The 12,970-nt window shown below is 69.7% G+C and carries 8 protein-coding genes; 2 read left to right on the top strand and 6 right to left on the bottom strand.

Translation table 11 applies throughout. The features are described from left to right. Positions 1-6 precede the first annotated feature (6 nt). The 4 genes from K7C98_RS11745 to K7C98_RS11730 form a co-directional block, all read right to left on the bottom strand. Complete coding sequence (locus tag K7C98_RS11745) at positions 7-1,278, bottom strand: cytochrome P450 (RefSeq protein ID WP_224191701.1); 1,272 nt, start codon at positions 1,276-1,278, stop codon at positions 7-9. Positions 1,279-1,403: 125 nt separating this feature from the next. Further along, on the bottom strand, positions 1,404-2,843 hold the full coding sequence (locus K7C98_RS11740; protein ID WP_224191700.1) for a TolC family protein: 1,440 nt from the start codon (positions 2,841-2,843) through the stop codon (positions 1,404-1,406). Continuing rightward, positions 2,836-6,168, bottom strand: coding sequence for an efflux RND transporter permease subunit (locus K7C98_RS11735; RefSeq protein ID WP_224191699.1), 3,333 nt, complete (start codon positions 6,166-6,168; stop codon positions 2,836-2,838). The genes K7C98_RS11740 and K7C98_RS11735 overlap by 8 nt, the downstream gene beginning before the upstream one ends. 12 nt (positions 6,169-6,180) lie before the next feature. Next, a complete protein-coding gene (locus tag K7C98_RS11730) occupies positions 6,181-7,350 on the bottom strand; it encodes an efflux RND transporter periplasmic adaptor subunit (RefSeq protein WP_224191698.1) in 1,170 nt (389 codons plus the stop codon). Between the two features lie 361 nt (positions 7,351-7,711). Between K7C98_RS11730 and K7C98_RS11725 the strand changes: the two genes are divergently transcribed. Together K7C98_RS11725 and K7C98_RS11720 are read left to right on the top strand one after the other, a co-directional pair. Then, positions 7,712-9,157: a sensor histidine kinase gene (locus K7C98_RS11725; RefSeq protein WP_224191697.1), complete on the top strand. Its 1,446-nt coding sequence runs from the start codon at positions 7,712-7,714 to the stop codon at positions 9,155-9,157. Further along, the gene (locus tag K7C98_RS11720) at positions 9,154-10,524 is read left to right on the top strand and encodes a sigma-54-dependent transcriptional regulator (RefSeq protein WP_224191696.1); all 1,371 of its coding nucleotides are present in this window, start codon (positions 9,154-9,156) and stop codon (positions 10,522-10,524) included. The genes K7C98_RS11725 and K7C98_RS11720 overlap by 4 nt, the downstream gene beginning before the upstream one ends. 34 nt (positions 10,525-10,558) lie before the next feature. Here K7C98_RS11720 and K7C98_RS44705 read toward each other — a convergent pair whose 3' ends face one another. Further along, positions 10,559-11,980, bottom strand: a complete 1,422-nt coding sequence (locus K7C98_RS44705) for a GGDEF domain-containing protein (protein WP_224191695.1) — start codon at positions 11,978-11,980, stop codon at positions 10,559-10,561. A 272-nt stretch (positions 11,981-12,252) separates the two neighbouring features. After that, complete coding sequence (locus K7C98_RS11710) at positions 12,253-12,750, bottom strand: hypothetical protein (RefSeq protein ID WP_224191694.1); 498 nt, start codon at positions 12,748-12,750, stop codon at positions 12,253-12,255. Positions 12,751-12,970 lie beyond the last annotated feature (220 nt).

Below are 12,970 nucleotides of genomic sequence, written 5' to 3'. Positions count from 1 at the left end.
GCGCCGCTACGTGGCGCGGGTCGGTATCACCGAGGACGCGGAGCTGCGCTCCGGTGCGTCCCAGGCGACCTCGAGCGAGACGAGGCCGCGGAACATCACGACCTGCCGGAACTTCAGCGGCGGGTCGCCGGCGAGGCGTAGCCCCGGCAGGCGCGAGGTGAGCACGGCGAGGCCCACGCGCCCCTGCAGGCGCGCGAGCGCGGCGCCGAGGCAAAAGTGGACGCCCCGACCGAAGCCGAGGTGCTCGCCGACGTCGGCGCGCCCGGGGTCGAACCGCAGGGGGTCCGCGATCACGCGCTCGTCGTGATTGGCTGAGCCGAGGGCCAGGAACACCCGCGCGTCCTGCGGGATCGTGACGTCGCCGAGCTTCACCTCGACCCGGGCGACGCGGGTGGTCCCCGGGACCGGGCAGTCGCGGCGGAGGGTCTCCTCGACCACCGCGGCGGCGAGCGACGGATCGCGCACCAGCGCCGCGAGCCGGTCAGGGTGCAGGAGGAGCAGCCGCACGGCGTTGCCGAGCAGGTCGGTGGTGGTCTTGTGACCCGCGAACACGAAGGTGGTCGCGTGGGTGACCGCCTTGACCAGGTCGAGTCGACCGTCGGGGTCCGTCGCCGCCTGAATGATGGTCGTCAGCAGGTCGGCCGCCGGCGCGCTCGCCCGCGCGGTGATCAGCCCCGCGAGGTGATGCTGCATCGCGACCACGCTCTCGGCCGCTCGCACCCACTCGTCGGTGGGCAGCCGGCCGCCCATGAACAGGCGCGCCGCGTCGTCCGCCCATTGCCCGAACTCGCTGGCGTCGGCCCGCGAGACGCCCAGGACCCCGGCGATCACCGCCACCGGCAGCGGGCCGCAGAAGCGGGCCATGAGCTCGGCCCGACCGTCGGCGGCGAAGGCGTCGACGAGCTCGCTGGCCAGCGCGACGACGGTGCCCTCGAGCGCGGCGATTCGCTCGGCGGTGAAGGCGGCGTTGAGCTTGCGCCGCACGGCGGTGTGCTCCGGGGCGTCGAGCTGGACGATCGAGCCGGTCCGCGGGAACCCCTTTCGCATCACCGCCAGCACCTCGGGCGGCGGCTCCTTGATGTTCGTGGTGGTGACCTTCGAGGAGAAGCGGTCGGTGTCGCGGAGGATGGCCGCGACGTCGGCGTGCCGTGTGACCACCCACATGCCCAGATCTTCGCAGAAGAAGATCGGCTCCTCGGCGCGCGCCAGCGCGTACCGCGAATACGGGTCCTGCTGCACCTCGGGCGAGAAGAAAGCGAATGCGGGGCGCTCCGTCATCGACCCGCGAGCGTACATGCGCCGGATCGGCGACTTCAAGGGGCGACCGCGGCGGCGCAGTTCACCGGCAGTCGGGCCTGCCTCGGGCGTATCCGCTCGCGGCGCAGCCGGCCCCGAGGCCCCGATCACTGGCCCTGTCGCCAGCCGCCGCCGAGCGCCTGGTAGATCGAGACGACGGCCTGCATCTGGCTCTTCTTCGCCTCGACGAGATCCATCTCGGCCTCGAGGGAGTCGCGCGTCGTCATCAGGACCTCGTTGTAATCCGCCTGCGCCGACTGATAGAGGGCCTTCGACGTCTCGATGGCGGCGTGGAGCGCCGCGACTTGCTCGTTCAATTGCTCATAGCGCTGCCTCATGTTCGAGATCGCCGTCAGCTGGTTGTACACGTCGGTGTACGCCTGCAGGATCGACCGTTCGTAGTCGAACACCGCCTGGACCTGCCTGGCGTTGGCGGACCGGTAGTCGGCCTTGATCGCCGCCCGGTTCAGCAGCGGCGCGATCAGGCCGCCGGCGACGTTGAAGGCCAGCGAGCGGGGGTCGATGAGGTGAGCCAGGTTGAAGGACTCGAAGCCGATGCCGGCGTCGAGGCGGAGCGACGGGTAAAACCGCGCCTTGGCGCTCCTGGTGTCGAGCTTCGACGCCTCCAGCCGCAGCTCGGCCGCCTTCACGTCGGGGCGGTTCTCCAGCAGATCGGAGGGCAGGCCGGTGGCCACGACGTCGGGCTTCGCGGCCATGAAGTTCCGGGAGTTGCGCGCGACGGGCTGCGGGAAGCGCCCGACCAGGAAGTTGATGCGGTTCTCGACGATGATCCGCTGCTGCTCGAGGGAGTATCTGAGGCCCTGGTTCTTGAGCACTTCGGCCTGGAAGCGCTGGACGCCGAGCTCCGTGCCGCGCGCGGCCAGCTTCTTGAGCTTGACGACCTCGAGGGCGTTCTTCTGCAGCTCGATGTTCTTGTCGAGGATCTCGATCTGGAGGTCGAGCGCGACGAGGTCGTAGTACGAGTTGGCGATCTCGGCCACGATCTCGGTGACCAGGAAGTTCCGCTCCTGGATCGTCGCCTCGTAGTGGAACGCGGCGGCCTTCCTGGCGTTGCGCAAGCTGCTCCAGATGTCGGTCTCCCACGAGGCCACGAAGCCGAAGCGGAAGTCCGCCAGCGGCTTCGGCAAGCCGTGGGCCTCGTGCTCGACGCCATGGGCGGTGTGCTCGCCGGGCTTCTCGAGGCCCGCGCCGACGCCCGCGTCCAGCCGCGGCAGGTACTCGCCGCGCATCGCCGCGACGTTGTTCTGGGTGATGATGATCTCCTGCAGCTGGATGTTCAGCTGCTGGTTGTTCTCCAGCGCCTCCGCGATCAGGTTCCTGAGGTCGGGGTCGGCGAAGAACTCGTCCCATTGCTTCTGCACCGCGACGCTCGGGCCGGAGTCCGAAGCGAGGGCGCCGAACGACTCGGGGACCGCCCTGTCGGCCTCCCTGGCCTTGTTGTCGCCGAGGAGGCTCGCGCAGCCGGCCACGAGCGACAGGGCGCAGGCGGCCGTCGCGGCGACGATCGGGTTCCAGCGCCTAATCACGGGACTCCTCCTGCGCGAGCGCCCGGTCCGGGTCCACCGGCGCCGCCTCTCGGGTCGGGTGAGGGGTCACGTCCTGCGGTTCGTCGGGGATGGGCGCCTGCGTCGTCGACATCGACTCGGCGTCCGCCAGCGTCTCCACCAGGACCGACGCCAGCGACAACTCGGAGAGCGGCAGCGGCTCGGTCGGCTCGGTCGGTGCGCCGATCCGCAGGAACTTCTCGAGCCGCTCGATGTGACCGAAGATGAAGTACAGCCCCGGGATCAGGACCACGCCGAACACCGTGCCCATGACCATGCCGCCGAGCGCGGACGAGCCGATGGTGTTGTTGCCGACGGCCCCGGCGCCCCTGGCGACGACCAGCGGGTACAGGCCGGCGACGAACGCGAACGAGGTCATCAAGATCGCCCGGAAGCGCGCCTTGGCGCCCGCGACGGCCGCTTCGAACACGGTGGCGCCCTCGCGCCGGGTCTGGACGGCGAACTCGACGATCAGCACCGCGTTCTTCCCGAGCAGGCCCACCAGCATGACCAGGCCGACCTGGGCGTAGATGTCGTTCGCCAGGCCCATGAGCTGGAGGAACAGGAACGAGCCGAACGCGCCCGCGGGGAGTGACGTGATCACGGCCAGCGGCAGGACGAAGCTCTCGTACTGGGCCGCCAGCACGAGATAGACGAACACCAGCACGATGGCGAAGATGTAGATCGCCTCGTTGCCGCGCCGCGCCTCGTCGTACGACAGGCCCTCCCAGGCGATGTCGTAGCCGCGCGGCAGGACCTCCGCCGCGACCTCCTTGATGGCGTTGACGGCGTCGCCGGTGGTGTAGCCGGGGGCGTTGTTGCCGCGGATGGCCGACGAGTTGTACATGTTGTAGCGGGTGATCTCGTTCGGGCCCTGGCGCTTCTTGAGCGTCATGAACGACGAATAGGGGACCATCTCGCCGGCGTCGTTCTTGACGTACATCTTCAGGACGTCCGGCGGCAGCGCCCGGTACTCGGGCAACGACTGCACGTAGACGCGGTAGAAGAAGTTGAAGCGGGTGAAGCCCTGCTCGTAGTTGCTGCCGATCATGACATCGAGGTTCTCCATGGCCTTGCGGATGGAGACGCCCTTCTGCATCGCCTTCTTGGCGTCGATGACGAGCTCGTACTGGGGGTAGTTGGCGGCGTAGAACGTGAAGAGGCCGGTCAGCTCGGGCCGCTCGCCCAGCGCGGCCATGAACTCCTGGTTGATGCGATCGAACTCGTAGTAGTCGGTGCTGCCGGTCTTCTCGAGCATGCGGAAGGAGACGCCGCCGGCCGCGCCGTAGCCGGGGACCGCCGGCGGCTCGAAGAACTCGACGACCGCGCCGATGTCCTTCGCCTTCTCCTCGAGCTCCTCGATGACCTCGTTGACCGACTTGTCGCGCTCGGACCAGTCCTTCAGATTGATGAGGCAGGTGCCGGCGTTGGAGGCGCGCCCCTCGGTGAGGATCTCGTAGCCGGCGAGGGCGGACACCGACGCGACCTCGTCCATCTCCTCGGCGATCTCCTGCAGCTCCCGCGAGACCGCGTTCGTCCGCTCGAGCGTGGTGCCCGGCGGGGTCTGGATGATCGCGTAGATGATGCCCTGGTCCTCGTTGGGTACGAAGCCGGCCGGGAGCACCTTGTTGACCTGGAAGATGCCGAACACGAACAGGCCGAGCGCCAGGATCGTCAGGTAGAACCTCCCGAGGAGCGCCCGGATCACCCGGACGTAGACCGACGTGACCCAGTTGAAGACGCGGTTGAAGCCGCGGATGAACAGGGTGATCGGGTTGCGGGTCTTCTCGCCGTGGTCGTGCACCGGCTTGAGGATCAGGACCGACAGCACCGGCGTGAGCGTCAGCGCGATGAAGCCGGACAGCACGATCGACGAGGCCATCGTCACCGAGAACTGGCGGTAGAACACGCCGACCGGTCCGGGCATGAAGGCCACCGGCACGAACACCGAGGTCATCACCAGGGTGATGGCGATGATGGCGCCGCTGATCTCGTGCAGCACCTGCTTCATCGCCTCGTAGGTCGACAGGTGCGTCGCCTCCATCTTGGCGTGCACGGCCTCGACGACGACGATGGCGTCGTCCACCACGATGCCGATCGCCAGGACCAGCGCGAACAGGGTGATGAGGTTGATGCTGATGCCCAGCACCGCCATGAAGATGAACGCCCCGACCAGCGACACCGGCACGGCGAGCGTCGGGATCAGCGTCGAGCGCCAGTCGCCGAGGAACACGAACACGACCAGCGCCACCAGCACGAACGCCTCGACGAGCGTGTGCGTGACCTGCTCGATGGAGGCGTCGACGAAGCGCGAGACGTCGTAGCTGATCGCGTAGTCCATCCCCGGGGGGAAGGTGGTCTGCTTGATCTCCTCCAGCGTTTGTTTGACGTTCTCGATGACCTCCTGGGCGTTGCTCCCGAGCGTCTGCTTCAGCACGATGGCGGCCGAGGGGTGACCGTCGAGGTTGGAGTAGATGTTGAAGAACTCGCTCCCGAGCTCGACCTTGGCGATGTCCTTGAGGCGCAGGACCTGGCCGTCCGGCGTGGCCCGGATGATGATGTCCTCGTACTGCTCGGGCTTGTTGTAGCGGCCCTCCCACACGAGCACGTACTCGAGCGACTGCGCCGTCTTGCCGGTGGCCTGTCCGACGCGGCCGGGGCGACCGATGATGCTCTGGTCGAGCATCGCCTCCTGCACCTCCTCGGGCGAGACGTTGTAGGCCCGCATCCGGTCCGGGTTGAGCCAGACCCGCATGGCGTACTGCCGGCTGCCGAGGATGCGCGCCTGCCCGATCCCCTTGACGCGCATGATCTCCGGCAGGACGTTGACGCTTGCGAAGTTGAACAGGAACTTCTCGTCCGCGCCCTCGGCCGTGCTGTACAGGTTGACGTACATCAACATGCTCGGCATGACCCGCATCAGGATGACGCCCTCGAGCTGCACCAGCTTCGGCATCTGGGGCATGACCTGGTCGATCCTGGTCTTGACGTTGATGATCGCCTGGTTGGGATCGGTGTCGAGGTCGAAGATGACCTGGATCGTCGCCTCGCCGGCGCTGGTCGCGTCGGTGATCATGTAGCGCATGCCCTGCACGCCGTTGATGGCGCGTTCGAGCGGGATGAGCGTCGACTGGATCAGGACGTCGGCGCTGGCGCCCGGATAGGAGACGGTGATCTGGACCTGCGGCGGCGCGATCTCGGGGAACTGAGAGATCGGGCGCGTCACCATCGACAGCAGGCCGAGGAGGACGATCAGGATCGAGATGACGATCGCCAGGACCGGGCGGCGGAGAATCTGGGCGAACATGGCGGGGTCCTCCTATTCCGCGTGGTAATTCAGCTGCGCGAACACCTCGGCGGGCTCCTCGAACTTCACGTCGACGTGCTTGCCGTCCTGGACCTTGCGCAGGCCCTCCAACAGGACGTGGTCGGTGTCCTCGAGGCCGCCTTCGAGGATGAAGGCGTGCGGGAGCTCGGCGGCGACCGAGATCGGGCGCTGCTTGACGATGCCCTCGTCGTCGACCACGAAGACGTAGCGGCGATCGAGGATCTCGAAGGTCGCCTTCTGCGGGATCAGCTGGGCGTCGGGGTACTTCGTCGTGACGACGACGTTCCCCGTCTCGCCGTGCCGCAGGAGGCCGGTGGGGTTGGGGAAGGTGGCGCGGAAGGCGATGTTGCCGGTCGTGTTGTCGAAGTCGGCCTCGATGGTCTCGACCTTGCCCTCCTGGTCGAACATCTTGTCGTTCGCCATCCTGAACTTGACGGCCATCTTCTGCTCGGGGTCGGCCTTGTAGTCGAGGTACTCGGCCTCGGGCACGTTGAAGTAGATCCACAGCATGCGGTTGTCGGACAGCGTCGTCAGCAGGTCGCCCTCCTCCACGAGGCTGCCCAGCCGCACCATGAACCGATCCATCAGGCCGGTGAACGGGGCGCGGATCTCGGTCAGGCGCATGTGGGTCTGCGCGAGCTCGAGCTCGGCCCTGGCTCGATTGAGCTTGGCGCCGGCCAGCGCGAGCTCGGCCTGCGACACGATGTCCTTGTCGGCCAGCATCTTGGTGTTCTTGTATTCGATCGAGGCCATGTCGGCCTCCGCCTCCGCGCGGTGGAGGTCCGCCCGGTAGATGAGCGGCATGATCTGGAACATCTTCGTGTCCTCTTCGACGAGCTGGCCCTCGTCGACGAAGATGCCCGTCAGATAGCCGCGCTCCTGGGCGCGCACCTCGATGTGCTGGATCGCGTGGACCGTGGCGACGTATTCGCGGGTGAGCTCGACGTCCTGGCGCAGCGGGGTCGTGACTGCGAAGACGCCGGCCTCCTCGTGCTTCTCGTGCGGGTGCTGACACGCCGAGACGCACAGGGCGAGCGCGGCCGACAATGCGAGGAGCCGCGGCGGCGATCGTTTCGTGTCCGTGCGCTCGAGCAGCGCGCGCCGGAGCGCGAAGACGAGGAAGACGAGGGGCCGCAGCGCGATGTGGATGATGTCGTTCATCGAGGTCCGCCTGTCGCGCGCGAGCTCTCGTCGCGCACGGGCTCAGGCGCGGCCACCTCCGTCGAGGGGCCACGCCTTCGGCCTGGTTCACGCCGTTACACGCCCGATGCCGGGGTCGTATCCGTTGGAAATTTTTGAGGAAATCATGATTGGGCGCGGCCCGATTGGATAAATTCCCAGCGATCGCTGGGAGCCTGTCCCATCGCCGTCCCCGCGGCAGGCCACGCCGCAACCTCCGCGACAGGGCGGCAGCTTCGCCGGTTGCGCGGGCGACGAGAGTTTCTCGGCAGCGCTCCGCGGTGGCGCAAGGATTGCAGCCGGCGGAACGAACCGCGGTAACCTCGCCGTGGAGCACCTCTTCATGACCCGACGACCCTTCGCCCCCGCCGAGCGCAGCCGTGTACGGATCAGCGGCCTCGTGCTGCTGCTCGGCGCAGTGCTCAGCGTCGCGACGGTCGCGCTGGTCGGGATCTGGTTCGAGGACGCGGAGTCCGAGCTGGCGATGGAGCGCGAGCAGCGGCGCCTGGGGGACCTCGCGGCGCTGCTGTCCGTGGAGCTCGCAGGGCAGCTGGCGAACATCGCCCGCGATCCGCCGCAGGCCGCGGGTCCGGCGGCGGCGGAGTCCGGTACCTGGACCGCGCGGGTCACAGCCGGCGACGGCCGCGAGCTCGACGTGCGGGTGCAGATCGGGGAGCTGTTCCACGCGGCCGACCACCTCGATTCGACGGACGAGCGGGTGTTCGTGCTGCCGCCCGGCGCGACGAAGTTCTTCGACCTGCACGGCCTGTCCGCAGGGCCAGGTGTGCTCGCGGAGCTGGTCGCCAGCGGCGAGGACACCGGCATGCTGTCCGACGAGCAGGCGCTGCAGCTCGGGCTGCCGGCGTACCCGGCGTTCGTCAGCGTCGCCGCGGCCGACGGCGGGGTGCTCGGGACGTGGCGCGTCGCCGTCGTCGGCAGCACCCACGAGGAGATCGAGCGCGACCGCCGGGGCATGCTGCGCGTGATCGTCAAGGTGCTGCTGACCGGGATCTCGACGGTGGCGTTCGGCTACTTCGCGTTCCGGGAGTTCCGCGCGCAGGTGATGGCCCGCCACCAGCTCGAGCTGGCGGAGCAGCGGCGCGCCGGTGAAGAGGTGCTCGCCCGCGAGAACCGCACGGCGACGATGTTGACGCTCGCGTCCGGGGTCGCCCACGAGGTCGGCACGCCGCTCGGGCTGATCCGCGTCAAGGCGGAGGCGCTGCTCGACGCCCTGCAGGACTCGCCCGAGGAGGAGGACGTGCGGACGATCCTCGGCCAGGTCGACCGCCTCCGCGACGTGGTCCAGGGCTTCCTCCGCGCCGCTCGCGGGCGAATGCCCGAGCAGACGCGCTCGGCCCCCGCGACGCTGGTGCAGTCGGTCCGCGACCTGATCGCGCACCGGTTCCAGGCCGCCGAGGTCGAGCTGCAGGTGGAGATCGCGCCCGAGATGCCGGAGGTCCGGGTCAACGCGCTGCTCGTCGAGCACGCGCTGGTCAACCTGCTGGTCAACGCCTGCGACGCGTCCCCCAAGGGCGCCTGCGTCACGCTGCGCGTGCGCCAGGAGGGGGAAGACGTGGTGTTCGAGGTGCTCGACGAGGGCGAGGGCGTGCGCGAGGAGGACCGCGAGCGCCTCCTCAAGCCGTTCTTCTCCCGCAAGGCGCAAGGCACCGGCCTCGGGCTCGCGCTCACCAACGAGATCGCCCGCATGAGCCGCGGGTCGGTCACCCTCACGGCCCGGTCGCCTCGCGGCGCGATCGCCACGCTGCGCCTGCCCAGGGAGGTCCCATGACGAGCGAACACAAGGTCCTGCGCCCCCACGTGCTGCTGGTCGACGACGAGCCCGAGTGGGGCGACGCGCTCGGCGAGCAGCTCGGCCGCCGCGGCTTCAAGGTGCACGTGGTGCGCGACGCGGCCGCCGCGCTCGCGCTGCTCGAGTCGCAGGAGATCGACGCGCTGGTCACCGACCTGCGGCTGGAGCGGGGCGACGGCGTGTCGCTGATGGTGCAGGCGCAGGAGCTCGTGCCGCAGCTGCCGACGATCGTGATGACCGCGTACGGGGCGATCGACACCGCGGTCGAGGCGATCCGGCGCGGAGCGTTCCACTACCTGACCAAGCCGTTCGGGGTCGACGAGCTGGTGCTGTTCCTGCGCCGCGCGCTCGACGACCGCCGGCTCCGCCGCGAGACCGGCGAGCTGCGCCGGCGCCTGAACGACGCGGCGCCCGGAGGCCTGGTCGGCCGCAGCACGGCGATGCGCGCGGTGTTCGAGATGGTCGCCCGGATCGCCGACGCCGACGTGCCGGTCCTCCTCACCGGCGAGACCGGCACCGGGAAGACGACGATCGCGGCGGCGCTGCACGCCCGCAGCCAGCGCGCGTCGGCGCCGTTCGTCGCCGTCAACTGCGCCGCGATCCCCGAACAGCTGCTCGAGAGCGAGCTGTTCGGCCACACGCGCGGCGCCTTCACCGGCGCGACGCAGGCGAGCCAGGGGCTGTTCGCGGAGGCCGACCAGGGCACCCTGTTCCTCGACGAGATCGGCGAGCTCCAGCCCGCGCTGCAGGCCAAGCTGCTGCACGTGATCGAGCGCGGGGTGGTCCGGCCGATCGGCGGGACCCGCGAGCGCCGCGTCCACACGCGGATCCTCGCGGCGACCAACCTCGACCTCGCGGCCGCCGTGCGCGCCGGCGAGTTCCGCGAGGACCTCTACTATCGCCTCGCCCTGATCGTGCTCGAGATCCCGCCGCTCCGCGACCGCCGCGAGGACATCCCGCTGCTCGTCGAGCAGTGCCTCGAGTCGGCCCGCCGCCGCCATCCGACCGCCGCGCCGCGCCGGGTCGGCGACGAGGTGATGGCGGCGTTCCTCGCCTACCCCTGGCCGGGGAACGTGCGCGAGCTGGCCCACCTGATCGAGCGCCTGGTGCTGTTGTCGCGCAACGAGGTGATCGTGCCGGCGGACCTGCCCCGCGGCTTCGGCAGCGAGGACCGGGACGTCGCCGAGAGCGAGCACGCGCCGTTCGGCGACGCGGTGCTGCCGCTGCGGGAGATCCAGCGGCGATACGCGCGCTGGGCGGTCGCCCGGCACGGCGGGGTGAAGGCCCACGCCGCCCGCGCGCTCGGGGTCGACATCAAGACGCTGATGAAGCTGCTCAGCGAGTGAGCAGGACGCGGCGTCCGGACGCAGGTGGCGTCGGTCATGGACGACGACGGCGGCTGTCTCGCCGCACGGCGAGCAGGTGCTGGTCCGCAGCTGCGATCAAGCGATGGGCGGTGCCGCTGTCCTCGTCTGCTTGGGCGATCCCGGCGGAGAGGGTCACCGAGATCGTGTGCGCGTCGACGGTGAAGGTGTGGGCCGCGACCTCCGTGCGGACCTGCTCCGCGAGCGCCGCGGCGCCCTCGCGATCGGTCCCCGGCAGCAACAACACGAACTCTTCGCCGCCGTGGCGCGCCAGGATGTCGCCTGGGCGCGCGTGCTGGCGCAGGATCGCCGCGAGCTCCCGCAGTACCTGGTCCCCCGCCGGGTGTCCATACGTGTCGTTGATCTGCTTGAAGCGATCGATGTCGAACATCACCAGCGCGAGCGGTCCTCCGGTGCTGCCAGCGCCCCCCAGTTGGCGGTCGAGATGATCGACGAGATGGCGGCGGTTGTGCAGCCCCGTCAGGCCGTCGAGCTGCGCCGGGCTATACGACGTCTCGACGATCGATGGCGCCTTGACCAGCTTGAAGATCGTGTGACCGATCTGGAGGCGATCGCCGTAGTGCAGCCGGGCCTCCCGCACCGGCTCGTCGTTGACGTAGGTGCCATTGACGCTGCCGTCGTCGATCACCCACCAGCCGTCGACGCGCCGCTCGAAGCGCGCATGGGTGCGCGAGACGGCGTTGCCGCCGAGCACGAGGGAGTTGTGGTCGCCGCGCCCGACGGTGCTGGGGCTCGCGGCTGACGCCAGCGCGTGGCAATGGCCGAGCATCTCGGCGTCGCGCGAGTAGATGACGAGGAGGAAGCACTCCGCCTGCTCCAGCGCGCCCGATGTCGTGCTGCGGCGACCGCTAGCGAACAGGCGAGCGGCCCAATCCCCGACGGGGTCGGGCCTGCCGAGCACAGCGTCGCTCTCGACGCCGCCGTTCGACAGGCGCTTCGGGATGGCGATGCACTGCCCGGCGAGCGCGCGGGACTCCGCGGCGGCGACGGTGTCGCAGTAATAGACGCGCTCCTTGCATTGCTGGCAGAAGCGGACGGACTCGGTGTCGGTCGGCGCGAGCGTCTCCCAGCGCTTGGTGCAGACGAAGGCGAAGCGGACCCGCCGAGCCTCCAGCCGGGCGCCGTCGCTGCCGCAGTTCATGATCGTGTCGCGGAGCAGCGCGTTCGCGAAGTCGAACCCGATCGTCCGCGACAGCTCGATGAATCGCGCGATCACGGCGGGGTCGTCGGCCGCGCGCGAATGCAGGGCGACCTCGAGTCGCAGCCACTCGGCGCGCGCGGGATCCCTGCCCTCGACCAGCCTGGCGTACGCGAGCCGGTCGGCGTCGTTCAGCGCGCCGCCGTAGGCCTTGTGGATGAAGGGGCGCTCGTCGTCGGCGCTGAGGTAGTCGGCGATGCGGGGCTGCGCCTGGGCCACGGAGACAGGCATAACACAGGGCCCTCGCGGGCGCGTTCGCGCCGGGCCGCGGGGCCGTTCACGCGCGATGCAGGACGGCAGCGGCGCCGAAGCGCCCGTCGAGCGAGCTGTCGCGCGTCTCGCGGAGCCCGATCGCCTTCTCGCGGGCACCCGTGACGAGGCGCAATTGATCGCGGGCCAGCGTTCACTGTCCCGGCAAGAAGGCCGGCGACGGCCGTCGCGCCGGGATTGAGGAGTCGTCGCGGACGAGCGGCGCCGGGGCATGCGGGTGGTCACCGGCCGGTGGGCGTGGGGCCGCTGGTGAGGACATCCCAGAAGAGCACGAACAGGAGCCCGAGCGAGACCATGCCGGCGATCACCCAGCCCTCGGCGTGTCGGCCGTCGCGGAGTTCGGAGGGGTCGGAATGAGCGTCGTGGCGGGCCCAGGCGATCGACCGCATCACTGCGGCGACGATCCACAGCATCGCCGCGATCGCAGTGGAGAGGACCGACAGGGCCTTGCCCTGGGGGTCTACGAGCGCGACGAGCCATGGCAGCAGCGTCGCCGCGAAGCTGCAGACGCCGACGCGGCGCGCGGCCGCCAGCCTCGCGCTCGCGCTCACGCGGCGCGGTCGCGGAATCGTGACATCCGCGCGGCGGTACGGCGATTGTCCGGCGGGCGCTTGCTCCGAGGTGTCGGTCGGCGGGGGGAGGGCGGCCTGCTTCTCCAGCTGGTAGCCGACCGCTCCGAGGAGCAACCCGAAGAACAAGAGAACGACCCCGGCGATCATGGCGAGCTCGCCCACCACGCCGTCCACTCCCGCGAATCGCCCGCTGTGCGGGGACGAGTTCGCGGACATGTCATGGCCCGAGAGCACGAGGGAAACGGCGAGGACCACCAGCCCGAATGCCGCCAGGAAGTAGCGGAAGCCCGGTCACCATAGCACGGCGAGCTCGCCGGAGCAGTCATCCGCTGTCGACGATGCGGTGGCCGCATTGGCACGTGCGTCG

Origin of the sequence: Nannocystis pusilla, assembly GCF_020073745.1 — a bacterium.
GTDB classification, from domain to species: Bacteria; Myxococcota_A; Polyangia; order Nannocystales; family Nannocystaceae; genus Nannocystis; species Nannocystis radixulma.
This window is presented reverse-complemented; position numbering and strand designations above follow the sequence as displayed.